The 25,547-nt window shown below is 32.8% G+C and carries 18 protein-coding genes and 1 tRNA gene; 5 read left to right on the top strand and 14 right to left on the bottom strand.

The window, feature by feature from the left end; genetic code table 11:
* The coding region (locus tag M4I23_RS15275) for a transposase (protein WP_249754986.1) at positions 1 to 547 on the top strand (547 nt) is incomplete at its 5' end.
* A gap of 757 nt (positions 548 to 1,304) precedes the next feature.
* Here the strand turns inward: M4I23_RS15275 and M4I23_RS15280 are convergent.
* The 6 genes from M4I23_RS15280 to M4I23_RS15305 all read right to left on the bottom strand — a co-directional run bounded on the left by M4I23_RS15280 (position 1,305) and on the right by M4I23_RS15305 (position 10,397).
* A tRNA-Met gene (locus M4I23_RS15280) sits at positions 1,305 to 1,377 on the bottom strand.
* Between the two features lie 279 nt (positions 1,378 to 1,656).
* On the bottom strand, positions 1,657 to 2,484 hold the full coding sequence (locus M4I23_RS15285; RefSeq protein ID WP_158848046.1) for a Two component regulator three Y domain protein: 828 nt from the start codon (positions 2,482 to 2,484) through the stop codon (positions 1,657 to 1,659).
* Positions 2,485 to 2,641: 157 nt separating this feature from the next.
* Positions 2,642 to 3,958, bottom strand: coding sequence for a TolC family protein (locus tag M4I23_RS15290; protein ID WP_249754987.1), 1,317 nt, complete (start codon positions 3,956 to 3,958; stop codon positions 2,642 to 2,644).
* Positions 3,948 to 7,145: an efflux RND transporter permease subunit gene (locus tag M4I23_RS15295; protein WP_249754988.1), complete on the bottom strand. Its 3,198-nt coding sequence runs from the start codon at positions 7,143 to 7,145 to the stop codon at positions 3,948 to 3,950. Before M4I23_RS15295 ends, M4I23_RS15290 begins: the two co-directional genes overlap by 11 nt.
* Positions 7,145 to 8,275: an efflux RND transporter periplasmic adaptor subunit gene (locus M4I23_RS15300; protein ID WP_249754989.1), complete on the bottom strand. Its 1,131-nt coding sequence runs from the start codon at positions 8,273 to 8,275 to the stop codon at positions 7,145 to 7,147. The genes M4I23_RS15295 and M4I23_RS15300 overlap by 1 nt, the downstream gene beginning before the upstream one ends.
* Before the next feature lie 211 nt (positions 8,276 to 8,486).
* Complete coding sequence (locus tag M4I23_RS15305; RefSeq protein ID WP_158848040.1) at positions 8,487 to 10,397, bottom strand: ABC-F family ATP-binding cassette domain-containing protein; 1,911 nt, start codon at positions 10,395 to 10,397, stop codon at positions 8,487 to 8,489.
* Positions 10,398 to 10,482: 85 nt separating this feature from the next.
* Between M4I23_RS15305 and M4I23_RS15310 the strand changes: the two genes are divergently transcribed.
* Positions 10,483 to 10,866, top strand: coding sequence for a DUF983 domain-containing protein (locus M4I23_RS15310; RefSeq protein WP_158848038.1), 384 nt, complete (start codon positions 10,483 to 10,485; stop codon positions 10,864 to 10,866).
* A 186-nt stretch (positions 10,867 to 11,052) separates the two neighbouring features.
* On the opposite strand, the gene M4I23_RS15315 is transcribed toward M4I23_RS15310, so the two are convergent.
* The 8 genes from M4I23_RS15315 to M4I23_RS15350 form a co-directional block, all read right to left on the bottom strand.
* A complete protein-coding gene (locus tag M4I23_RS15315; protein ID WP_249754990.1) occupies positions 11,053 to 12,093 on the bottom strand; it encodes an FAD-binding oxidoreductase in 1,041 nt (346 codons plus the stop codon).
* Between the two features lie 91 nt (positions 12,094 to 12,184).
* The gene (gene gldN / locus M4I23_RS15320; RefSeq protein ID WP_158848034.1) at positions 12,185 to 13,075 is read right to left on the bottom strand and encodes a gliding motility protein GldN; all 891 of its coding nucleotides are present in this window, start codon (positions 13,073 to 13,075) and stop codon (positions 12,185 to 12,187) included.
* A gap of 111 nt (positions 13,076 to 13,186) precedes the next feature.
* Complete coding sequence (gldM, locus tag M4I23_RS15325) at positions 13,187 to 14,749, bottom strand: gliding motility protein GldM (protein ID WP_158848032.1); 1,563 nt, start codon at positions 14,747 to 14,749, stop codon at positions 13,187 to 13,189.
* 60 nt (positions 14,750 to 14,809) lie between these two features.
* Positions 14,810 to 15,451 carry a gliding motility protein GldL gene (gene gldL / locus M4I23_RS15330; protein ID WP_158848030.1) on the bottom strand — a complete coding sequence of 214 codons (642 nt, stop codon included), beginning with the start codon at positions 15,449 to 15,451 and terminating at the stop codon, positions 14,810 to 14,812.
* A gap of 90 nt (positions 15,452 to 15,541) precedes the next feature.
* Positions 15,542 to 16,903 (bottom strand): gliding motility lipoprotein GldK, encoded by a 1,362-nt coding sequence (gene gldK / locus M4I23_RS15335; protein ID WP_199269841.1) that lies wholly within the window; start codon positions 16,901 to 16,903, stop codon positions 15,542 to 15,544.
* A gap of 162 nt (positions 16,904 to 17,065) precedes the next feature.
* Complete coding sequence (locus M4I23_RS15340; protein ID WP_158848026.1) at positions 17,066 to 18,232, bottom strand: formimidoylglutamase; 1,167 nt, start codon at positions 18,230 to 18,232, stop codon at positions 17,066 to 17,068.
* Between the two features lie 124 nt (positions 18,233 to 18,356).
* Complete coding sequence (gene topA / locus M4I23_RS15345; RefSeq protein WP_158848024.1) at positions 18,357 to 20,891, bottom strand: type I DNA topoisomerase; 2,535 nt, start codon at positions 20,889 to 20,891, stop codon at positions 18,357 to 18,359.
* A gap of 198 nt (positions 20,892 to 21,089) precedes the next feature.
* The gene (locus M4I23_RS15350; RefSeq protein ID WP_249754991.1) at positions 21,090 to 21,875 is read right to left on the bottom strand and encodes a hypothetical protein; all 786 of its coding nucleotides are present in this window, start codon (positions 21,873 to 21,875) and stop codon (positions 21,090 to 21,092) included.
* 290 nt (positions 21,876 to 22,165) lie between these two features.
* Here M4I23_RS15350 and miaB point away from each other — a divergent pair, with 290 nt between their 5' ends.
* From miaB to M4I23_RS15365, 3 genes are all read left to right on the top strand, one after another.
* On the top strand, positions 22,166 to 23,614 hold the full coding sequence (gene miaB / locus M4I23_RS15355; RefSeq protein WP_158848021.1) for a tRNA (N6-isopentenyl adenosine(37)-C2)-methylthiotransferase MiaB: 1,449 nt from the start codon (positions 22,166 to 22,168) through the stop codon (positions 23,612 to 23,614).
* A 63-nt stretch (positions 23,615 to 23,677) separates the two neighbouring features.
* Positions 23,678 to 24,949, top strand: a complete 1,272-nt coding sequence (locus M4I23_RS15360; protein WP_249754992.1) for a sigma-54-dependent Fis family transcriptional regulator — start codon at positions 23,678 to 23,680, stop codon at positions 24,947 to 24,949.
* Between the two features lie 59 nt (positions 24,950 to 25,008).
* On the top strand, positions 25,009 to 25,515 hold the full coding sequence (locus M4I23_RS15365; protein WP_158848017.1) for an LptE family protein: 507 nt from the start codon (positions 25,009 to 25,011) through the stop codon (positions 25,513 to 25,515).
* Positions 25,516 to 25,547 lie beyond the last annotated feature (32 nt).

Consider the following 25,547-nt stretch of genomic DNA (forward strand, 5'->3'; position numbering starts at 1 on the left):
AAAATATAACTCTGAACACTTTAAATATAGTAAAGAAAACGACACCTATACCTGTCCACAAGGAAACATACTTAAAACTAATGGAAGCACCTATAAAGCGCGTAATTATCGCTTCAAACAATATAAAACAAACACATGTAAAAACTGCCCAGTAAGAGCTTTATGTACAACTTCTAAGGTTAATGGAAAGGTAGTACAGCGCAGTGAATTCCATCGATATATTGAAGCCAACGCACAAAGCGTATTACAAAACCCTGATGCTTATAAAAAACGACAAGCCATTGTTGAACACCCGTACGGAACAATAAAACGCCAGTGGAGTTTTGATCATATCATCACTAAGAAAACGATGCAACGTGCTAGTGCTGATGTAGGGGTGATGTTTATTGCATATAACTTAACAAGAATTTGGAATATCATTAGAAAAACCAACACGTCTATTTCTCATGCTCACAAGGCCTGTATTAGGTTTATAGAAGCTATTTTAAGAGATATAAAAGTGCTCTACGAACAAAATTTAAAAAATCAAATCGTTGAACACAACTAATACTAAAAACTGTATTTTAGTAGAAATATTTAAAATTGCAGTAAGTTATTAGACAGACTGACGTTTACGTATAAGAATAGTGCGTAGTTTGTGTGCGAGGATTTTCCGAAGGAAAATCAGATGCATGCAAACACGCATTTAGTCTTGATTAGGCACTAAATTACGCATTATTTTTATACAATGTTAACGCACGTTGTTATGTTTTTCTCACAAGAGTATTTAAATATGATTTTTTCACGCAACAACGAAAAGTCCGAAGCAACAGTTGCGTATTGTTTCGCAAGAGTCAGAATTTTTTAAACACAAGAGTTAAGTCAGTTGCGCGTAAACTTTACGTATTGCTTTGTCAGAAGTCGGTTTAATTTTTTATTTAATTTTAGTTTGCGAGAGTAAAATCAGACTTAGGTAACAGTTACGTTTTGATTTGACAAAAATCAATTGAGTAAGTTTTAGTAATTGTGTTTAAAATAGTTTGAACGTCTAAATATTAACTAAAAAGAGTCAACCTATATCAGTATAATACAGTTGCAGTTTTCCTGTTTTAGGATTACGATATGAAAAGTAGACATACCAACGTTTGGTTACATCACCTTTAGCATTATAAATTTTTGGTTCTGAAAAAATATTTTTCAATGGCAGACTGTGTTCTAAATCGTGTTCACTTTCCTGTTCAAATGTAACGATTCTGTTCAAATTAGACATAAAAAAAACGGTTTAGTGTGAACTAAACCGTCTGTTTTAAAGCAATTCTACTTAGTAGCGGGAACTGGACTCGAACCAGTGACCTTCGGGTTATGAGCCCGACGAGCTACCTACTGCTCTATCCCGCGATATAATCTAGAAAAAATTTACTTAGCTTTTAACTCTTGGCTCATAATACCAATCAAATTATTTCCGACTGCAAATATACAATGCTTTTTAGATATTACAAGCTTTTTTTTACAAAAAAATCACATTATTTACTAACTTACTTAAAACCTGCATATTCCAAATCAATATTTTTTTTCATTAATATAATTAACACTTTTCACTTAAATAAATGCAGAAAAAAAGGTAACCCTTCAAGGTTACCTTTTTAGTATTAACTGTAAAATACTTTTCCTTATATACTATTCTTTTTCAATGTCTATACTTGCAGCTGTATTGCTATGAAAAATAATATTAGATAAGTTTTGAGGACGATTACCAGAAACCGTAATATAATCCTGTTTTAAATTATTATCGCTTACCATTAAAGTTTTTAGTTTAGCTAAATTAACAAACTCTACTGGCAAGTTACCAGTAAAACTATTTGAAGATAACAATAACTCTTCTAAATTATCAAGTTGAGCTAATTCTGCTGGAATTTCTCCATCCATTTTATTATCCATTAAACCTAACTTCTCTAACTTCTTTAGAGATTTAATACCAACAGGAATTGTTCCTGTCAAAAAGTTACTACTTAATAATAACTCTTTTAAATTGGTTAAATTCATTAATGAATCTGGAATATTTCCTGTTAGTTTATTTCCATAAAGCTTTATACTTTCTATTTTTTTTAACTGTCCAATTCCTGAAGGTATTTGCCCTTCTAAATTATTCATAAATAACACTAAAGCTTTTAAGTCCTTTAAGTTCTCCAAAGAAGCTGGTATTTTACCAGAAATTTTATTGAATCCTAAATTAAGTATTTTTAAATAGCGTAAACTTCCTAATTCATTTGGTAACTCACCTTGCAAGTTATTAAACTGAAGGTTTATCTCTACAATATTATCATTTTTAACCGTAACTCCAAACCAAGTACTTACATCGGCATTTAAATCCCAAGAAGTATTCCATTCTGTTCCATGAGTAGATTTATATAGAGCTACTAAAGCACTTTTTTCATTTTTAGTAACACTAGCAAATGAGTAGCTAGAAATCAAGCAACATATCAATATAAGTTTTAGATTTTTCATAGGAAATACAGTTTTAATGTTTATTGTCCTACAATATTACGCTCAAATCAGATTAATAACTATTTTATTCGTTAAAACGCAAGAAATTTTAACATTTGACTTCAGACAAAATACACTTTTAATCGACAAAACGTATAGATCCTAATAGAAAAGGTCTTTAAAGCTCAATATTCAAAAGCACTCCACAAATTTGAAGCATTTGAATTTCGGCTACTTTCGCCAAATATTTAGCCTGGTTACGGCTCAACTCAGCATTTAACAAATTAAGCTGTGCTTGTCTAAACTCGATAGAATTTACCTGACCTAATTTAAACTTCTCTTCTGTTCTATCAAAATTATTCTGAGATGTTTTAATATTATGCTCCTGCAGTTTATAAATACTTAACTTATTTTCATAATCATCCCAAGCATTATTAAAATCTCGCACTACAGAAACTAAAAGTTGTTCTTTCAGAATATTTTGTGTTTCCAAATTCAATTTAGCATTTCTTACATTAGTAATTGTACTTCCTCCATCAAACAAGTTCCAACTTAAGTTCAAACCTGCAGAAAGTCCGGTATTAATAGAATATGCTGCAAATGAGGCTGCATTATTATTATTTTTATTCCACCCATAGCTCCCGGTTAATCCAACTGTTGGTAAATAGGCTGATGTTTCAGATTTCACTCCCAAAGTATTAATGTCAATATTTTTATTCACCTGTAAAACACTAATATTATTCATCTTAGCATTTTCTAACAACTCATTTTTATCATAAAGCGTATTAAAAGACACTTCTGTATTTATGGTAAAATCTTGAGAAATTGTATTCCCTAATACAAAATTTAAATCACGCTTAGCATTCTTTAATTCTTGAGTAGTATTCATTAAACTAATACTATCATTATTAATATCAACTTCCGCATTAAGGCTTGCTAATCTTGTGCTTTGCCCATAATCAAACTGATATTGAGAACGTATTAATCGGTCTTTAGAAATGGTTAACGTTTGTGAAACGGCATCTTTATTTTCTATGAGTTCGGCTACATTATAATAAATTGAGAACAACTGTACTATGGTGTTTTCAATAGTTTCACGAGCTTGCAACTCAGTTAACTGTTTGGTTTCTTTATTTTGTTTATACGTATAAGATCTTCCCAAACCATCAAATAACGTGTAATTTAAATCTACCGATGCATTATAACTAGAACTCTCTGCACCGTTTAATACTCGATTAGTTCCATCTGCAAAACCAACTTCTGTATCATCTAAATTATAATTTGCTCCCGCACTTCCTGTTACAGTTGGCAAATATCCAGAATTTAAAATATCGGCATTATTCTCAGCAATTTCCACATCGGTTTTGGCTAACTTAATACCGTGATTATTTTCTAAAGCCAAACTAACAGCCTTCTCTGGCGTTATCAATTCTTGTGCAAAAACAATTGTTTGCAACATTATTATTATACTAAAAAAAACAAATTTAATGTTCATGAGCTTCATTTTGTTCTTTAATTGCACGTTCTACTTCTTCTTTTGTTACTTTATTGCCAGTAGCCAACCACTTCGCATTCTTTTTAATACTATTACTAAATGATAAAAATAAAGGTAAAACCAAAAGGGTTAAAATGGTAGCATATGCTATTCCAAAGGAAATTGAAATGGCCATAGGTTTTAAAAACTGAGCTTGTCTACTTTTTTCTAATAACAATGGAGCCAAACCTGCAACCGTTGTTAACGAGGTTAAGAAAATTGCTCTAAACCTAGATTTACCCGCATCAGAAAGCGCCAAATCAAACGGCATACCATCTTTTAAATTGGAATTAAATTTCCCTATTAAAACCAAACCATCGTTCACCATAATACCTATTAATGCAATTATACCTAAAAGCGATAAGATGTTTACCGGAAATCCTAAAACCCAATGTCCCCAAGCCACAGCTGTTAAACTAAAAGGTACTAACAAAATAAGCAAAATAGGTTGACTATAACTTCGGAAAGTAAAAGCAATGGTTATATAAATAAGACACAAAATAGGAATCCCTGCATTTGCAAGTGAGCTCGATAATTTTGAAGCTTCTCTATTTTGACCTTCATAAGATGCTGAAATTGTTGGATATTTAGAATGAATCTCTGGTATAATATTCTTCCGAATATCATCAATAATATCTGTAGCACTTGTGCTTGGGTCTTTTAAATCTGCAGAGACTTGAATTTCTCTTTGTCCTTCTAAATGATTTATAGCAACATCTCCTCTTTGAATAGTGTAACTCGCAATATCCTTTAAAGTTACACGAGCTCCAGATGGTGTTACAATACGCATATCATCTAGATTATTTATGGACTTTCTATTGGATAGATCGTAACGTACCCAAACTTTAATTTCATCTTGTCCACGCTGAAAACGTTGTGCCTGTGTTCCAAAAAAACCAGATCTTACTTGCGTCATAACCGTTTGCAAATCCAAACCTAACAAGTAAGCGCTTTCTTTTAATTCTAAACGAATTTCTTTAATTCCTGCAGGATCATTATCTTCAACATCCTTTAATAGTGGGTTGGTTTTTAAAACCTCTTTCAATTCTAATTTAGCCGCCTTTAATTCGTCTATATTATTACTTAACAAGGATACCGAAACAGGGCTACCTCCAAAATTACCGCCCGATCCAAAAATTAAACGTTCCGTACCAATAACTGGGCCAACAGCTTCACGTAATTTATTTGTTACCAAACTAGCATTTATAGCATCTGGACGCTCTTCGCCAGGCAGCATATTTATTTGTAAACTCGCACTAGATGAACTTGATAAAGACAAAATGGTATTTTCGAACAATACCTTATCTGTTCCTTTAAGGTATTTTTCCGTTAGTTCCTTATTTACCTCATATGCTTTTTCTTGAATCATAGAAATAATAGAATCTGTAACTTTTACATTGGTACCATTTGGCATATCTAATTCTACCGAAACGCGATCACTGGCAACAGACGGAAACAGAGTTACACCAATTATACCACCTCCAACAGAACCAAATGTTAATATTAAAAGTGCTACAAAAAAACCTAAGGATAACATTTTATATTTTAAAACAAAATCTAAACTCGGGCTATAAACCTTATCCCGCAAAAACACCATAAACCTATCACCTAGCTTATTAATGACACGCATTTTAGAAAAAAACTGTTTTAATCTAGAAGGGTTTTTATCTTCTACTTGTTTATGAAGCGCTTTGGAATGTGCTAAATGCGCAGGTAATATTAATAAAGCTTCTATCAAGGAAACAACCAAAGTAAGAATTACAATAACTGAAACTTCACTAAAAAACTCACCAATTCTACTATCTAAAAACAAGAATAATGAAAAAGCCAAAAGTGTGGTAATAATTGCAGAAACAACTGGTGGAAGTACCTCCATCGTTCCATCGATCGCAGCTTGTATTGGTGTTTTACCTTTTTCGTAATGCTGATAAATATTCTCGGCTATTACAATACCATCATCGACTAAAATACCAATAACGATAATCATTCCGAAAAGCGATAAGATATTAATAGTAACATCAAACTGACCTGCAAAAACAAACATTCCTAAAAATGAAATAGGCAAACCAAATGCAACCCAAAACGCTAAACGTGTATTTAAAAATAAGGATAAGAAAACCAATACTAAAATCATCCCAGCAATAGCATTCTCTGTTAATAGTTGGGTACGTTGATTTAGCGTAACAGATAAATCTCTAACAATATGAAGCTTTACGTTGTTATGACTTTCATTATAGCCTTCTATATAAGTCTTCACCTTATCGGCCGAAGAAATTAAATCTTCATTATTTGTACTTGTTACTGTTATATTAACGGCTAATTCACCATTAAAATAGGTGGCGTTTGGCGTTTCGGAAAATCGATCTCGAATTATAGCAATATCATGTAAACGTACAGTTTTACCATCGTCGGTAGCTTTAACAATAATATTAGAAAGTTCTTTTCCATAATAAGATCTATTATTGGCCCGAATTAAATATTCTTCGGTATCGGTTTTTATATTTCCTCCGGTAACTAAAATGTTTGATGCACTTACTGCTTTTGAAACATCGGAAAAACTAATATTGTAAGCCAGAAGACTCGCCTCGTTAACAGCTATTTCTATTTCTTCTTCAGGATATCCCGAAACTTCAATTTGAGAAATACCATCAATAGCTCTTAAATCATTTTCAACTTCCCTACCAAGTTGTTTTAAAGTTGATAAGGGGATGTCTTTTCCGCTTAAAGCGAAAGAAATAGTTTGACGAATAGCCTCTTGTTTTGCTACAATTAAAGGTTCCATTCCCGTTGGAAAAGAAGGCACACGATCTACCGCGTTTTTCACTTCCAATAGCATGAAATCTATATTTTCACCTTTTTCAATTTCAACAGTAATAATCCCGCTATTTTCTCTAGAAACCGAAGTTACTCTATCTACACCTTTTAAGCCTTTAAGATTATCTTCAATTTTTAAAACAACACCTTCCTCAATTTCCTGAGGAGAAGCTCCAGGGTAAGCAACGCTTACATTAATAATTTTAGATTCTGTTAAAGGAAAAAACGAAGACTTAAGTGACAGTATTCCTATAATACCAAAAACAAAAAATGCCAAAATAAAAATATTTACAGCAACGTGATACCGAATAAAATAAGTTATTAATTTTCTCATTATTGATCTTCGGTTTTATCTATATTTTTAAAAGGTTTCACAAGCATTCCTGCATAGGCGCCTGGTACTGGCTTTTTAAGAATTACTGTTCCGTTTGGCACATTTTTTAAAACCACTTTAGTCTCCGAGAAATAAACTGGTTTTGCAGAAATAACATCCAACAAACTATCTCGAACAATAAAAATCTCTTGGCTTTCAGAAAGTAAGCCTCTATCTATTTCTATTGCATCATGCTCCTCTTTTGCATTTAAGTAAGCTTCTAGATATAAACCTTCTTTTAAGGCATCGTCCTTCACGTCAATATAAGCTGCTATGGTTTGCGTAGTTGCATCTACACTACCATTAATACGAGAAACTATACCCGTATAGGTTTCCGTTTTATCTAAATTATTAAGCTTAACAGTTTCTCCAACCTTTAATAAGCTAGCATAGCTTTTACTTAAAGCGACTTCCATTTCGTAAACCGACGGATCTATAAATTCACCAAGTTTCTGTCCGCTTCTAACCAAAGTTCCTTCAGTTACCAAAGCCTCTGTTAAAATACCGGTAAATGGAGCGGTTATAGTATATTTTGATAAACGCTGTTCTAAATTCTTAACATTGTAATATCTAGAAATAATACCACGACCAGTTATAAAATAATTTTCCTTATCGGAAGTCATTTCTGGTAACTTCGGTGTCGCTTTATCTAAATCAAAACCATTAAGATAACTTTGCCATTTTTCAAAAACTTCAGGAAAATCTAAACGTAAATCCGGCATTATTGCGGCTATATCATTATAAAGATTACTTTTTTCCGACTGAACACTTGCATAATGCTCCGCAGCATCTATTCTAATTAATGTCTGGCCTTTTCTATATTTTTGCCCGGGTTTAAAAAGTACACGAGAAGCTTTAAAAACACCTTGAACTTCGGCGTAAAGTTCCACACGTCTTTTAGCAGCCAAACTACCATTAGCAGGAATTACAATCTGAATGGTTTTGTTTACAACAGTATCTGTTAAAACGGTTTTTACAACTTTTTCCTTTACAGGTTTGGGTTTGTTTTTTTCATCAATAAGTTTTTTGGCAAAAAAAACAGAAAATATAATTAATAAAATTCCAATGCCAGAAAGGATAATGTTACGCATGTTAGTAGTTTTGAAAATATATTTTCAAAACTACCTAATAACAAGATGTTATAAAGTTAAAGAAAACTTAAAATAACGTAATAACAGTAACTTACCATTATTTAAGACAAACTGAAACAATTTTGTTTTTAAGATGCTATAAATTCGAATATGACACAAAAAGGAATAAAAAAAGCTAAATGAATATCATTTAGCTTTTTTTTTTATTATTCTATCCTTCAAATTTCTCAATTTCTAGATGAATATCTTCCCATTTCTGCATAAAGTCTTGCAGATCGGATTTCATTTTCTGATAATTCTCAAAGAAGTTTGGTTTAGAAGACACTTCTTCATAATTAATTTCTAACTCTAAATCTATCTTTTTAATCTGGCGTTCAAAATCACTTATTTTAGACTCTACGTTGCTCAGTTTATTATTTAAAGATTTTAATTTCTTCTGATCCTCGTAAGATTGCTGATTCTTTTCCTTTGGCGTTTCTTTAATTACAGTACGTTTTTCAACTTCACGTAAATTTTCAACATTACGTTTTTCTAAGTAATAATCAATATCCCCAAGGTATTCTTTTATTTTTTGATCTTTAAACTCATAAACCTTGTTGGTTAAACCTTGTAAGAAATCACGATCGTGAGATACTAAAATAAGTGTACCCTCAAATCTAATTAAAGCTTCCTTCAATACATTTTTAGATTTAATATCTAAGTGATTAGTAGGCTCATCCATTATAAGCACATTAAAAGGCTGTAGCATTAATTTTGCCAATGCTAAACGGTTACGCTCCCCACCCGAAAGTACACGTACATATTTTTCAGCCTCGTCACCACGAAACAAAAACGAACCTAAAATATCTCGTACTTTACTTCTATTCGTTTCATTAGCAGCATCAATCATCGTATCTAAAACAGTTTTACTACCATCTAAATACTCAGCTTGGTTTTGTGCAAAATAACCTATTTGTACATTATGGCCCAGTTTTAAACCTCCATCGTGCTGAATATCTCCAACCATAATTTTGGCAAGTGTAGATTTCCCTTGTCCGTTTTGCCCAACAAAAGCCGTTTTGCTGTCACGTTCAATAAGTAAATCAATGCCATTTAAAACCTGATTATCACCATAGGTTTTCGATATTTTATTAGTTTCTACAACCACTTTCCCTGGTGTAATAGATACTGGAAAATTAAGAGTCATCACACTATTATCATCCTCATCAACCTCAATCCTATCTATCTTATCAAGCTTTTTAATCAGCGATTGCGCCATAGTAGCTTTAGATGCTTTTGCTCTAAACTTCTCAATTAATTTTTCGGTTTGCTCAATTTGCTTTTGCTGATTTTTTTGAGATGCCAATTGCTGCGTACGTAATTCTTCACGCAATACTAAAAACTGAGAATACGGTTTTGGGTAATCGTAAATACGCCCTAAAGATATTTCAATAGTTCTATTTGTTACATTATCCAAAAACATTTTATCGTGAGATACTATTGCTACAGCACCAGAATAATTCCTTAAAAACCCTTCTAGCCAAATAATAGATTCAATATCTAAGTGATTGGTAGGCTCATCGAGTAATAAAATATCGTTATTTTGAAGTAGCAATTTAGCTAATTCAATACGCATACGCCAACCTCCAGAAAAGGTATCGGTTAGTTTACCAAAATCTTCACGTTTAAAACCTAAACCCTGTAAAATTTTCTCGGTATCTCCTTGGTAGTTATAACCTCCAAGAATATCATATTGGTGTTGTAAATCGTTAATATCAACCATTAACTGGTGGTAACCTTCACTTTCATAATCGGTACGCACAGCCATTTGGGTATTTACCTCTTCCATTTTGGCTTCTAAAATCTTAATTTCGACAAAAGCTTCATAAGCTTCTTCCAAAACGGTGCGCCCCAAAATAAAGTCAATATCTTGTTTTAAAAACCCAATTTTAAGTTCTTTATCTGCGGCAATTTGCCCTGTATCAGGTTCCATTTCTTTCGATAAAATTTTAAGCATGGTCGATTTTCCAGCCCCATTTTTACCAATAAGGCCGATTCTATCGCCGTTCCCGAGTTTAAATGTAATATCTTCAAACAAGTATTCGCCTTGAAATGAAACCGATAAATTATGAATGTTCATCATAGAAATGTAACTTTTATTACAAAGTTTTAATTGAAAAAAACTTACTTTTGCTTTGTAATTGCGGTTGCAAAAATACACAAATAATATGTTTAAAAAAGGTTCAAAAGTATATAGTATTTTCACGGGCACTTGCCCCAAATGTCAAGAAGAATCTATGTACAAAAACAAAAACCCGTATGTACTAACAGAAACCTTAAGCATGCACGAAAAATGCAGTAATTGTGGTACAAAATACAAAATAGAACCTTCTTTCTTCTATGGTGCTATGTACGTGAGTTACGGCGTTGGCATCGCTTTTGCTGTTGCCGCATTTGTAATAAGTGGTCTTATTTTTAATGCAAGCTTAAATGGTATATTTGCATCTATTATAGCTACACTCATTGGTTTTATGCCCGTAATTATGAGAGTTTCTAGAAATATTTGGATCAATCTTTTTATGAGTTACGACAAAAAATTGGCTAAAAAATAAATTGAATTTTATTTTGGACGTTACCTTTTACAATCTTCCTAGGTTAAAATAACCTCGAAAAATTGCAAAAGGTCGGGCTTTCACTACTCGCTCCCTCCTACCGTCGGGGAGCTTAAACAAACCGTTCAATCCCTAACGCAAATCTATCTGCTAAGTTTAATAATAAATCTTAATATATAGTAAGCTCTATTTAAATCGTTCTATATTGATTTCAGCCTCTAAAGGCGTTTCAAATTCAATAAACTCAAAAAGTGCTTTCGCCACATAAGGGCCAATCATTACACCTCGCGTCCCCAAACCGTTTAAAACATATATGTTCTTGTAATCGCTATGTTTGCCAACTAAAGGACGTCTATCCTTCACTGTAGGACGAATACCAGCTAATTGCTTCATAACTTTAAAATCGCACTTAATTACTTTTTCAAGTTTATTTAAAAGTTCTATTTTAGCCTTATCTGTTGTTTCGTGAGTAGTGTCATGCCAATCGTAAGTAGCACCAACCGTATACAAATCTTCTCCTAATGGAATTAAAAACACACCAGCCTTTAAAACAAAATCCATATTCAATTCTGGAGCATAAATAGTAAGTAATTCACCCTTGGTAGGTACCATTGGTAAATAACTAAAAAACGGATTTTTAGCGACTCCAAAACCTTCAGCAAATACAATATGCTTTGCGTTAATGTTTTGATATGTAATAACATCATTTTCTACATCTAGAGCTTCATAATCAAAAGCTGTTTCAAATAAAATACCTTTCTCTAGTAAATCGGTTTTATAAGTTTCAATCAACGTTTTCACATCAATTCTTCCCGTTGTTAAAACTTCTCCAAAGCTGAACGGCGCATCAATAGACTTATTATCATTCTTTATTAAATTTGATGATAAGTATTCTGCCAACCTAGGCTTATCTGAAGCGGTAAACCAATCGTTCTGCTCTTCAAGTGAGGCAAACTTTCTATAAACAGGGATTTTATAATCAAGTTTCACATTGAGCTCGTCTTCAATATTTACATATAAATGTAAAGCCAAATTGAGCTGTTCTTCACTTTTCCAAACCGAAGTAAAGCGTTTTAAAACTACAGGATTGTATAAACCACCTGCTACGGTAGATGATTGTTGCGATGCATTATCGAACACTACAAAACTTTTATTATGCGCCTTTAATTGTTCGCAAAAACTAATTCCGGCTAATCCAATTCCAACAATAATATAATCTACTTTCATGTAATGCGAAGATAAATATTTACAACATCTATTAAACAAAAAAACGCCCACTTAAAAGTGAGCGTTTAATATTTTTATAAGGTAATAGAATTTAATATGTCCACATATCTAATTCAAAATCTCTAATTTTATCTTTAATCCTATCTGATTCCAGTAATTGCATTAAAGAATTATCAGATATATATTCGGTTATAGCTCTATCTCCTTGTACATTTTCTTCTTTATAAGTATAACCATGAAAACGGCGTGCATTCAAAATATGATCGAATGAAAATGGCATTGAGCTATTTTTGTTGTTAAAAGATTTTGCTTCGTGTAAAACCTCGCGAGCATCTGGGAAAAACACCCAAAACAACTCAACTAAATCCGGCTCATCATCATCAATAAAGTTAACATCTGGAGCCACTGGAGCAATACCTAACAATCTGTATTTCATTTCAGCTTGACGCTTATCAAAATACCAAAGTCCTTTAATATGATATTCTCTAATCTCTGCAGCTGTAATATCTCTTCTATTGATATATTCAGCAGATAAAGTTTCTCCAGCATTTAATTGCTCGATACCAACACCTGTTGTATCAATTTTGGATAAAGAAGCTTCAATATCTTTTAATGTTCTTTTAGCATTAAAATACGAGTCATCATAAATATTTTCAATCTTACCGTTTTTAATGTTCTTCATTAGAACATGGTATAACGAGCGTCTGTTACTACTAATATTATTAGTATCAATAGGATAGTATAACGGAAAGTTAGATCGTTCATCTAAAACCACTTTTTCCCAAGTCATTTTAGAAAATAGAATATCACGATCATCTACATAACCGTATTCTAGAGGTTTATCATTGTCTACAGCTTTTTGAGCATCTGTTCTAACACCAATTTCCGCGGGGCTTTTCGCATTTAAAATATTCGCCTGAGCAAACATACCAGATACGGTACAAACAGTTGTTACGGTCAATAAAAAACTTTTCAAATTCATGTTCTTACTATTTATTGTTTTAATGAAGCAACTAAATAAAATATTAATATTTAGTTGCTCATCCTAATAATACTCTTTATTCAGTAATAACTAAACGTTATTTATGCTTTTTTAGTTTGTAAGCTCAATAATAATTGGTGATACTTTTTTAAGTATTACGCTAACACCAGTTGCTTTGGCCTGAATATCAAAAATTGTAACATCAGATCCACGTTTTGCTTTACGTAATGCTCCTTTTGCTCTACTATCTAACTTACCACCACTAACACTTATTGTTGGTTGTCCTGGTACTTTAAATTTAAATCCAGTTACACGTAATGGTAATTCAAAATCAAAATCATCAAATTTAGCTCCAATAGTTGAAATTTCAAGACTATTACGTTGCATTTTTACAGCACCATCTTCACCTCTAATCGTTCCTGTTGGTTTTGGTAAATCTTTAATTCTAAAGGTTGCTTTATCTCCTACGTTACCACCACCATCAGGTAATGATGCGCTTACATTAATAGTTATTTCTCTACCTTTAATTCGAGTAGCATCCATAACATATTTACTTCCAGAAACTTTAGATAAACCTTGAGCTTTAGCATTCACTTTATTATCAGGCACTCCTGCAAAAGAAATAGTCATTGGGTTTTTAACACCTCTATATACTACATTCATTTTATCTGCAGAAATAGTTGCTGAGTTTGGTTTTGCAACTGTTGCAAAAGATGAGTTTACAGGTACTTCAACCTCTTCACCATCTTGAGCAAAAAATAATGCTCCTGCAATTTTATGCTCACCAACTCCACCAGTTCCTACTTTAAGCTTCACTTTTCCACCTTCAATCGTGTATTGCTTATCAGAAAGTTTTCTTCCGTCTAAAGTTAATTCTACTCTACTTGGTTTTGTTGAAGCATCTGTACGACCTAAAACAATTTGTCCGTCGAACTGCTCTCCATTAAAATAAGCCGATTTAGAAGTTTCCATTAAAGTTGTGTAATTTGTCATAGATACTTCACTAGAAAGTGTTCCTTGTAACATATTACCTAAAATTTCCGATTCTGTAGTTTTAATATCAGATTGTAATTGAGTCATTTTTGTTAAAGAAGCTACTAAAGGAAACCCTTTGAAGTTATGATCTAACCACTCTACAGTTCCTGCACCACGCTTAACATCTTCAGTATTAAATTTGTCTTTAACAGATTTAACAACGTCTTCCATGCCTTTTTGGCCTTCTATAACTTTAAGAACTCCTTCTCTAAAACTTACTATTTTAGCTTTAAACTCTTCACCTTCTGGTTTTAATTTTCCGCCTTTAAAAAAGTTTTGATCTAGGTAATCCCCCTTATCCATACTTTCGTATTCTTCAGGATTATCAACAGTCGCGATCATTTTACCTTTTAATTCTGCAAGGTAAGAATTAAAATCATGCGCCAATTTGTCTATCGCTTCTCCTTTAGCCTTTAAAGGTTCGTATTTTTCAGGTTGCTCACCTGCTTTTAACTTTAAGTTATCTACAAAAGTTTTATTTCTTAATTCTGCAGACTCGTTAGATTCAACAAGTCTCTCGTTCATTAATCCGAATGCTGAAAGTACTTCTTTCGACATATTTAATGCTAACATTGCAATAAATATGAGGTACATTAGATTAATCATTTTTTGTCTAGGTGATAAATTTCCTCCTGCCATGGTTAATTAGGTTTTTATAATAGTTAATTAATAATAATTTGGGGTTATTAATTAGCCTAATTATTTATTCATTGCAGATAACATTCCTCCGTAAACACCATTTAATGATGATAAGTTCGATGCTAAAGATTGCATTTGTTCTTTTAATTTTGCTGCATTCTCAACAGATTCTTCATTAATAGAAGCTTGTTTACTAGCACTTTCTAATTGTACTTTATACAAGCCGTTTAATGATTCCATTTGAGATGCTGCTAAAGATAATTCCGCACCATATTTTTTAGTTGCTTCCATAGAATCTACTGTAGGTCCCATATTTTTAGCTGCTCCTTCAAAACTTTTGATACTAGTACCTAAACTTGCGATTAATTCTCCGTCAATTTTAGCCTCTTTCAATAAACTATCTAATTTTTTAGATAATAATCCTTGAGCGTCATCATTTTGAGCTGCTTCTTTTTTTGTTCCCATACCTCCAGATAATTCCGGATATACTAAAGACCAATCTAACTCATCATCTACAGGTTCAAATGCAGATACAGCAAATATAAGCGCTTCTGTTACTAAACCAATTGTTAAAAGAGTATTACCATTTAAGGGTCCAAACTCCATGTGAGTAATTTTAAATAATGCACCAAGGATAACAACTGCTGCTCCTAGGCCATACATCATGTTCATGATTTTTTTACTTGATTTTGACTTTGCCATAATTTTTGATTTTAATTTAAGTACGAATACTTAAGTAGGTTAATTAATAAAAATTTATAATTGATTTGATTTGATTAAATATAATTTAGCTTAGTTACCGTTTTTTGTTACTTGTGTCCCCATATAATCTTGAACGGTTCTAAAGCCAATATAACTTCTTGCAGAATCTGCATATTCATAATCTCTTGAACTTACTTGTAAAAAGTATGCTACATCTTTCCAAGAACCACCACGAACAATTTTACGTTTATTATCTCTATCATTTACACTTGGGTTAATACTTGATGTAAACTCGTAAGATGAAGGATCGTAAGATGCATTTACCCATTCTGAAACGTTTCCAGACATGTTGTATAAATTGAAATCGTTAGGTTCGTATGATTTTGCTTCTACAGTATATAAAGCTTGATCGGCAGCATAATCACCACGTACAGGTTTAAAGTTCGCCATAAAACAACCTCTATCACTTTTTGTGTAAGGTCCACCCCAAGGGTAAGTTGCTGCTTGAAGACCACCACGAGCGGCATATTCCCACTCTGCTTCCGATGGTAATCTAAAGGTATTTACCATAGCTGCACCTTTTTTAGATTTCTGGTACGAATTTTTCTTTAATGTTCTCCACTCACAAAATGCCTTTGCTTGTTTCCAAGTAATACCAACTACTGGATATTCTCCATAAGCATCGTGCCAGAAATAATCGTTGTGCATTGGTTCGTTATAAGAGTATGCAAAATCTCTAATCCAAACTGTTGTATCAGGATATATTTCCAATTCTTCTTTTTTAATGGCATCTTTACGTTCAATCCCTCTGTTTTTCGCAGCTTCTTGAATATCCATATAACTGTATTGGAATTTAAACTTTTTAACATCCCAAGTACGTTGCCCGTTGTAAGAAGCCTCTAAAGGTAAATACATAGTATCCATAACCTCTGCATACCACTCATCTGGGTATTCAGCTGTATCAAAAACTAAATCTACATCTTTATTCAACTTTCTACCTTCATAACCCGTTGGGCCTAATCCAGTATAGTTTTCAAACATGTATTTTTCATAAACAGACATATTTGCAGTATCCGCATCTTTAAATGCATACTCACCAATACCTCCATCTTCTGGTACTTTACCAATTTCATCTGCTAAAACAGCAAGTTTCATTCTAACAATAGAATCTCTTACCCAATTAACAAACTGGCGATATTCACTGTTTGTTATTTCGGTTTCATCCATATAGAATGAACGTACTGTAACAGTTTTTGCGGGAGCATCTTGTACTCCTGCTAAATCGTCATCAGCTTTACCCATTATAAACGATCCACCAGGAATTAATGCCATTCCGTAAGGCTTCTCTGGATGCCATTTTTTTCCTTGTACACCAACTAATTCGCCTCTGTCATTTGAGCCGCAACTTGCTAGCAATACTAATACTGTGGTTAATAATATAAACTTCTTCATAATCATAGAAAACTCGCGGTTAATTATTTAAGCTCCAATTTCGAGAGCGTAAACATATTTATATATTATTTAAAAAACAACTTTTTAATTAAAAAAAATACATTTCGTCGTAAAAAAAACACATTTCACCGATAAAATGCGCGTTTAAGCCTTTTACAGCTATCAAATACTATTTTTCCTAATGGCTTTGTACCAGCGCTCTGGCACTTTATTATTGCATGCATCTTTATAATCTTGGTGCATGCAAGGTAATAACGTATGCCTTTTTAATTTATTATTAACTTCTGATAAAAAAGGTATTTCAATCCACCATCTACCTGTCTTATTACTCTTATAAAACACTAATTCTTCCGACTCAACCAAAGTAATAAATTTTTGGTAAGTATGTTCATCTGAAAAATCATCATCTTTTATTCTATAGTTTACACCTTCAATAAAATACCACAGCATTTGCGACACCAACATTGATGTAATTTCATCATCACTAGATGGCTTATACTCATAAATACCAAAGGAAGACACTTTATTGCTAATCCCGGCGTATCTTGCTATAGCACAAATCTCCTTGCCATCTAAACCGTTTGGCGATACTTTTTGATTTAAACTTACTTCTGAGCTTTTTACAGATCCTAAATCTATACTTACAATGTTAGCATCTCGTAAAACAGGCTCTACTATAGTAATATCGTGTGATATCTGTCCCAATCTATACGATTCAAAATACAAACTATCCATCAAATCTATTTCTTCTTGCGAATTAAAATAAGTTTGATAGCCAATTGTAGAGTAATTAAATAGGTTATAGGGTTGATCTAAAATTATTTTACCTACAAAACTATTGTTTTTAATAGATTTGGTTGAATCGCCTAAATCGAATTTACTATCAACATTTACAATATTTACCATAGGTGCAAAGCTATCGTAAGCCCGGTAATTAGCATAAGTAAGATCTTGAGATCCACCTAAAATTACCGGTATTATATTTTTCTTTATTAAAATATGGATGGCTTCTTTTAAAGCGAAATAGGTATCGTCTACACTTTCTCCTTTTTCAATATCACCCAAATCGGCAACACTAACACTCCAACTTCCTGGAAAAAGGCTATAAAATCCTTTACGTATTTCATCTAAGCAAAATTCTTCTCCAATATAATTAATATCGTTTCTATTTTCTAAAACACCAATAATTGCAATTTGAACCCCTTCTAAATCTGGAATCCCCAACTGCGCAGAGTGAATTTTTATTTTTCGTCCCAAAGCTTGAGCCGAAAGTAACTCATTATGAGCCAATACAAAATCTGAAACAGGAGACAGAAAGTTAAAATTCATTAAAGTATACTATATTATGCTGTTTTGCTTATATACAAATATCAATAAAAAAAGAAAATTAATACTACAAATCTAAAAATTTATATCACAAATAATCACCTAGAAATATCAATTATCTATAAAATTACTTCTTTTTTGCTGTTGTTTTTTTTACTGTTGTTTTTTTCGCAGCAGCCTTTTTAGGTGCTGCCTTTTTTCTTGGTTTTTTCTTCGGGGTTTTGGCTTCAATTAACTTTGCAGCCTCTTCCAATGTCATTTTAGTAACATCAACCGTTTTGGCTAATTCTACTTTAATTTTACCTTTTATTACATTGTGGCGGCCCCAACGTGCCTTCTCCACACGAATACCTTCTTCTTCCCAATTATGAATAACCTTGTCGATTTCTTTTTGAATCTTAACTTCAATAAGCTCTACAATTTCATCATCGGTTAAATTATCCCAATCGTATTTTTTATTCACATTAATAAACAAATTGTTCCATTTAATGTATGGCCCAAAACGTCCTTTACCTTTTTGTACAGGTAAATCTTTATACATGTAAATTGGCGCATCGGCTTTTTGCTTTTCTTTAATTAAAACAATAGCATCATCGAGCTCCACACTTAATGGGTCTGTCCCTTTTGGAAGTGACACATAAGCATCACCAAACTTTACATAAGGTCCAAAACGTCCGTTATTAACAACAACTTCTTCGTCTTCAAAGTTTCCTAAATTTTTAGGAAGTTGAAATAAATCCATCGCCTCCTCGAAGGTTATAGAATTTAATTGTTGATCTGGGCTTAAACTCGCAAATTGAGGTTTCTCTTCATCATCCACCGTTCCTATTTGAACCATTGGTCCAAATTTACCTAAACGCACACTTACTCGTTTACCTGTTTTAGGATCTTCACCTAAAATACGCTCACCAGATTCTCTATCGGCATTTTCTTTTACATCTTCTACAATTGGATGAAAATTAGCATAAAAAGATTTCATCATTTTTTTCCAATCCTCTTTCCCTTCAGCTATTTCATCAAAATCGGCTTCTACTTTAGCTGTAAAACTATAATCTAATATAGACTCAAAGTGATTCACCAAAAAGTCAGTTACAATCATTCCAATATCCGTTGGAACTAACTTCCCTTTATCTGACCCCACTTTCTCTGTTAAAGTCACATCTTTTACATTGCCATCTTGAAGTTTTAATTGCGAATAACTTCTTTCTTCTCCCTCTATAGTTCCTTTTTCAACATAATTTCTATTCTGAATGGTAGAAATTGTTGGCGCATAAGTAGACGGACGACCAATACCTAATTCTTCTAACTTTTTAACCAAAGCAGCCTCTGTATATCTAGCTGGGGGACGCGTATAACGTTCCGTTGCGCTAATATAGCTATTAAGCAATGTTTCGTTAGTTTTCATAGCTGGCAACATACCATCTTGCTCATCTAAATCCTCATCATCGGTACCCTCTAAATACACTTTTAAAAATCCGTCGAAAGTAATAACTTCTCCGTTTGCTGTAAAAGTTTCTTTATGTGTTGATGCACTAATTTTAACATTGGTACGCTCTAATTCTGCCTCACTCATTTGTGATGCAATAGAACGTTTCCAAATTAAATCGTATAAACGTGCTTGATCGTAATCAATATCTACAGAATGTACAGCAAAATTGGTTGGACGAATCGCTTCGTGAGCTTCTTGAGCACCTTTGGCTTTTCCTTTATAATTTCTTGACTTACTATACTTATCACCGTAAGCGTTTCTAATTTCTGCCTCTGCTCCTTTTTTAGCTTCGTCAGATAAATTCACACTATCCGTTCTCATATAAGTAATTAAACCTGCTTCGTAAAGGCGTTGAGCCATCGTCATGGTTTTACTTACCGAGAAATATAATTTTCTAGATGCTTCTTGTTGTAATGTTGATGTTGTAAATGGTGCTGCTGGAGATTTTTTCGCTGGTTTCTTTTGTAAATCTGCTACTTTAAAATCTGCCTTAGCATTTTTTTCTAAAAATTTTTGTGCTTCTTCTTTAGTTGAAAAGTTCTTCGGAAGTTTTGCTTTAAAACTTTGTCCATCTTCATTAGAAAATTCTGCATCTATTCTATATGATGCTACAGGACTAAAACCCTGTATATCGCGTTCTTTTTCAACAATTAATCGAACTGAAACAGATTGTACACGGCCGGCAGATAAACCACCTTTCACCTTTCTCCATAACACTGGAGACAGCTCGTAACCAACAATTCTATCTAATACACGACGTGCTTGTTGTGCATCTACTAAATCGTAATCTATACCACGTGGATTTTCAATCGCTTTTAAAATAGCCGATTTTGTAATTTCGTGAAAAACAATACGTTTTGTTTTGTCTTTATCTAATTTTAACGTCTCGGCTAAATGCCAAGCAATAGCCTCACCCTCGCGATCCTCATCACTAGCTAACCATACCATTTCGGCTTTCTTAGCTAAATCTTTCAGTTTTTTTACAACTGCTTTTTTATCTGTGGAAACTTCGTATTTGGGATCAAAATCACCTTCAACATCAACCCCTAATTCCTTGGAAGGTAAATCGGAGATATGTCCGAAACTAGATTCTACTTTAAAATCCTTTCCTAGAAATTTTTCAATGGTTTTTGCCTTTGCAGGTGACTCTACTATTACTAAATTCTTCGCCATAAATCATTTTTTGAAGCTACAAATGTATATCAAAAAAAGTTTATCTGCCTAATTATACAGATAATCTGTATAATTTTAATACAAAAAACCCCGCTTTTAATAGTAAAAAGCAGGGTTTTATTTTTTTATCCTTCAATGATTTTGAAAATCAACTAATCGATTTCTTACAAAACATTGTAAAAACCAATCGTATTTACATTATTCTACAGAAGTTCCTATTTCTTCAATAGCATTAGTTGTTTCATCAAATCCTACTACTTTTTTATAGATTAAATATATAGGATGCCACAAAAAGGCTTGTAAAAATAATGAACCTAATCCACAAGTAATCATCGATATTACCATAACACAAACGTAACTTACAATAAATAAAGCTATGGTTATTCCCCATTTTTTGGTTCCTATTTTAAAACTCGCTTTAACAATCTCTCCTGTACTAAACTCTGGATTAAAAGCAAAAATGAGCATAAAATACGAAACAGGTACCATTGTATATATTAATGGTATGTAACATAATAATGCAGAAGGAATAACAATACCAATAGAAATAAGCATTAACACAAAGGCTTTACTTAAATGTTTACCTTTTATATAATGAAAAAAGTCTGATGTGGAAACAACTTCATTATGATCCATTCTTTTTATAATTCTGAAAAACGACGCTTGCAATGCTAATGATAAAGTTCCTAAAACAAAAACGCCTATAACTACAAACAGAATATAGATTAAAGACATACCTCCTAAAAATGTATTTAGAGCTTCTTGATCATTATAACCACTATCTTGTTGCGCAACCATTAACCCTATTAAAGGAATGTAAAGCACTATTATTAAAGGCAGCATTACTACTATAGTAAAAACTTGAAGCAAGAAACCTTGAACCCAAGTTTTCTTATACAACTCAATGGCTTCACTAAAAATAGAGCCAAAATCGAGCTGTCTTGCATTATTTACTTTTTCTAAGAAACTAGTAATTGTATTCATATTTAAAAATTGGGGTTAAATTAGTTAAGACGCAAAAGTAATTTAATTTCTGAAAACAAAAAATTGTGTTAAAAAAAGTGTGTTTCTAATTCTAATTAATAAAACTAAAACATGAATTCTTAATAATTACTTATACTAAAAACCTGATTTATAAATGGTTTATTTAAAGTAAAAAAACCATATTAAACATAGGAATAAAGCTTTTAAAATTAAAACTGCCACTTTGTCATAAAATATAAATAATTTGTATCTTTGCACACTTATTGAACAATACCAGTTTCTAGCAAACTATGGAAAAAATTATAGACGAAAACAAACAAGGCGAATCCTTAACTCTGGATAAGAAAGAGGGCAATACACGTAAACTTTTTATTGAAAGTTACGGCTGCTCAATGAATTTTAGTGATAGTGAAATTGTAGCTTCTATCATGAAGGATCAAGGTTTTAACACCACACAAAACCTAGAAGAAGCCGATTTAGTTTTAGTGAACACCTGCTCTATTCGTGATAAAGCTGAACAAACAGTGCGTAAACGATTAGAAAAATATAATGCCGTAAAACGCGATCTTAACCCCAAAATGAAAGTGGGTGTTTTAGGTTGCATGGCCGAACGCTTAAAAACAAAATTTCTTGAAGAAGAAAAAATTGTAGATTTAGTAGTTGGCCCAGATGCATACAAAGATTTACCCAACCTTTTAGCCGAAGTAGACGAAGGGAGAGATGCCATAAACGTAATTCTTTCTAAAGAAGAAACCTATGGTGATATTTCGCCAGTACGTTTAAATACTAATGGTGTAACCGCTTTTGTTTCTATAACACGTGGTTGCGATAATATGTGTACCTTTTGCGTTGTACCTTTTACACGTGGGCGTGAACGAAGTCGCGATCCTCAGAGTATTTTAGAAGAAGTTAACGATTTATGGAGCCGAGGCTACAAAGAAATCACGCTTCTTGGGCAAAACGTAGATAGTTACCTTTGGTATGGCGGCGGACTTAAAAAAGATTTCGTTAAAGCAAGCGATATGGAAAAAGCCACAGCTGTTGGTTTTTCTAAACTATTGGAGCTTTGTGCAAAAGAACAACCAACCATGCGTATTCGTTTTTCAACATCGAACCCGCAAGATTTAACGTTGGATGTGGTTGAAACCATGGCGAAATTCGATAACATTTGTAATCATATTCATTTACCAGTACAAAGCGGAAGCAACCGTATCTTAAAAGAAATGAACAGGTTGCATACGCGTGAAGAATATTTTGAATTAATCGATAACATTCGTCGTATTATTCCAAAGTGTACTATTAGCCACGATATGATTGTAGGTTTCCCTACTGAAACAGAAGAAGATTTTCAAGACACTGTGTCCTTAATGGAATACGTGAAATACAATTTTGGATATATGTTTACCTATTCTGAACGCCCAGGAACTATGGCCGGAAGAAACATGGAAGACAATGTTCCAGAATTAGTAAAAAAACGTCGTCTACAAGATATTGTCGATTTACAACGTATACATAGTGAGATTAGAACTAAAGAGCATATAAACACCATTGTAGAGGTTTTAATTGAAAAAGAATCGAAAAAATCTACAGAACAATGGTCGGGTCGTACCTCGCAAAATGTTGTGTGTGTATTCCCAAAAGATAATTATAAAATTGGCGAATTCGTAAAGGTTAAAGTTATCGACTGTACAAGCGCAACGCTAATTGGTGAAGGCATAGAGTTATCAATGAATAATTAAAAAATTATTATAAATTGAGACTAAGCATTTTTCATTATTCACTTTTAATTTTTAATTAAGAACATGGAATCAGTTCAAGCAATAAAACAACGTTTTGGTATCATTGGCAATACACCAACGCTAAACCGTGCTATAGAAAAAGCCATTCAAGTCGCTCCTACCGATATTTCGGTTTTAGTAACTGGTGAAAGTGGTGTTGGAAAAGAGAGTATTCCTAAAATTATACATCAATTATCACACAGAAAACACAATAAATATATTGCAGTAAACTGTGGTGCTATACCAGAAGGCACTATAGATTCTGAGCTTTTCGGACATGAAAAAGGAGCATTTACCGGAGCAACACAAACTCGTGAAGGTTATTTTGAAGTTGCCGATGGTGGCACCATTTTTTTAGATGAAGTTGGCGAATTACCGCTTACTACACAAGTTAGACTTTTGCGTGTTTTAGAAAACGGCGAATTTTTAAAAGTAGGCTCTAGTAAGGTTCAAAAAACCAATGTCCGTATCGTGGCAGCAACAAACGTTAACCTATTTGAAGCTATCGAAAAAGAAAAATTTCGTGAAGATTTATACTACCGTTTAAGTACTGTAGACATTAACTTACCGCCACTTCGAGAACGTCCAGACGATATTCATTTATTGTTCAGGAAATTTGCCAGCGATTTCGCTTTAAAATACAAGATGCCTACGGTAAAACTTACCGACACCGCTATACAAGTGTTAGTAAAACACCGCTGGAATGGTAACATCCGTCAGTTGAGAAACATTGCTGAACAAGTGTCTGTTTTAGAACAAAACCGTACAATTAGTGCAGACACGCTACGTGGTTATTTACCAACCACAGGATCTAATTTGCCTGCAGTAATTAAAACATCAAAATCTGAAAGTGATTTTAGTAGTGAGCGTGAAATTCTTTATAAAGTTCTTTTTGACATGAAAAGTGACTTAAACGATTTAAAGAAACTCACCATGGAACTCATGAAAAATGGGAATTCTAAGGATGTTGAGAAAAAAAACGAAAGTTTAATTGAAAAAATTTATGGTGAAGAAAATGATGAAGATGTTCTTGATTTTGAAGAAAGCGTAACCAATACGGAATTACTTTCAATACCTGAACATGCCTCAAACAAAGAAGAGCCAGTAAATCCGCAAGATAAATATCACTTTGCCGAAGAAATAGAAGAGGAAGAAACCTTATCTATACACGATAAAGAATTAGAATTAATTAAAAAATCACTAGAACGTCACAGCGGAAAACGTAAATTAGCAGCCGCAGAGCTAGGCATTAGCGAACGTACTTTATACCGTAAAATTAAACAATACGATCTTTAAAAGAACGTTAATAAAGAGTAAAAGGCATTACAAAATAGGCACGGATTCAAGAAAATAAAATGAAACACGCAAAATATATCATTATCATATTAACTATCGCAACCTTAACGAGCTGTGGTATTTACTCTTTTACAGGAACCTCTATTGCTTCCGATATTAAAACTTACCAAGTAAACCGATTTGAAAACAATGCCCTTTTAGTAGAACCCGGTTTAGAACGTGATTTTAAATTAGCTTTAGAAGATTTAATTCAGAACCAAACCAATTTGAGTCTTGTTCCTTCTAATGGTGATTTGGTTTACGAAGGTGAAATAACTAATTATAGAGTATCACCTACTACAGCAACATCAGAAAATACAGCGGCACAAAACAGATTAACAATAAGTGTGAAACTTAGATTTTTCAACAGAAAAAAAGAAGAAGACGATTTAGAACAAAGTTTCTCTTTTTATTATGATTACGAAGGGACTTCGCTACTTACAGGAGCAACAAAAACAACAGCTCACGAAGAAATTTTTGAGCGTTTAACGCAAGATATTTTTAACGCAACACTCGCGAAATGGTAGCAAGCAACTTTTAGTTGTAGTATAAGTTTTCA

It is taken from the genome of Algibacter sp. L4_22, from assembly GCF_023473045.1.
Classification (GTDB): Bacteria; Bacteroidota; Bacteroidia; order Flavobacteriales; family Flavobacteriaceae; genus Algibacter.

What these genes read in the sequence shown, in the direction of transcription:
- M4I23_RS15285 (WP_158848046.1), bottom strand. Translation starts at nt 2,484, where the DNA reads ATGAAAAATCTAAAACTTATATTGATATGTTGCTTGATTTCTAGCTAC.
- M4I23_RS15290 (WP_249754987.1), bottom strand. Translation starts at nt 3,958, where the DNA reads ATGAACATTAAATTTGTTTTTTTTAGTATAATAATAATGTTGCAAACA.
- M4I23_RS15295 (WP_249754988.1), bottom strand. Translation starts at nt 7,145, where the DNA reads ATGAGAAAATTAATAACTTATTTTATTCGGTATCACGTTGCTGTAAAT.
- M4I23_RS15300 (WP_249754989.1), bottom strand. Translation starts at nt 8,275, where the DNA reads ATGCGTAACATTATCCTTTCTGGCATTGGAATTTTATTAATTATATTT.
- M4I23_RS15305 (WP_158848040.1), bottom strand. Translation starts at nt 10,397, where the DNA reads ATGATGAACATTCATAATTTATCGGTTTCATTTCAAGGCGAATACTTG.
- M4I23_RS15310 (WP_158848038.1), top strand. Translation starts at nt 10,483, where the DNA reads ATGTTTAAAAAAGGTTCAAAAGTATATAGTATTTTCACGGGCACTTGC.
- M4I23_RS15315 (WP_249754990.1), bottom strand. Translation starts at nt 12,093, where the DNA reads ATGAAAGTAGATTATATTATTGTTGGAATTGGATTAGCCGGAATTAGT.
- gldN (WP_158848034.1), bottom strand. Translation starts at nt 13,075, where the DNA reads ATGAATTTGAAAAGTTTTTTATTGACCGTAACAACTGTTTGTACCGTA.
- gldM (WP_158848032.1), bottom strand. Translation starts at nt 14,749, where the DNA reads ATGGCAGGAGGAAATTTATCACCTAGACAAAAAATGATTAATCTAATG.
- gldL (WP_158848030.1), bottom strand. Translation starts at nt 15,451, where the DNA reads ATGGCAAAGTCAAAATCAAGTAAAAAAATCATGAACATGATGTATGGC.
- gldK (WP_199269841.1), bottom strand. Translation starts at nt 16,903, where the DNA reads ATGAAGAAGTTTATATTATTAACCACAGTATTAGTATTGCTAGCAAGT.
- M4I23_RS15340 (WP_158848026.1), bottom strand. Translation starts at nt 18,232, where the DNA reads ATGAATTTTAACTTTCTGTCTCCTGTTTCAGATTTTGTATTGGCTCAT.
- topA (WP_158848024.1), bottom strand. Translation starts at nt 20,891, where the DNA reads ATGGCGAAGAATTTAGTAATAGTAGAGTCACCTGCAAAGGCAAAAACC.
- M4I23_RS15350 (WP_249754991.1), bottom strand. Translation starts at nt 21,875, where the DNA reads ATGAATACAATTACTAGTTTCTTAGAAAAAGTAAATAATGCAAGACAG.
- miaB (WP_158848021.1), top strand. Translation starts at nt 22,166, where the DNA reads ATGGAAAAAATTATAGACGAAAACAAACAAGGCGAATCCTTAACTCTG.
- M4I23_RS15360 (WP_249754992.1), top strand. Translation starts at nt 23,678, where the DNA reads ATGGAATCAGTTCAAGCAATAAAACAACGTTTTGGTATCATTGGCAAT.
- M4I23_RS15365 (WP_158848017.1), top strand. Translation starts at nt 25,009, where the DNA reads ATGAAACACGCAAAATATATCATTATCATATTAACTATCGCAACCTTA.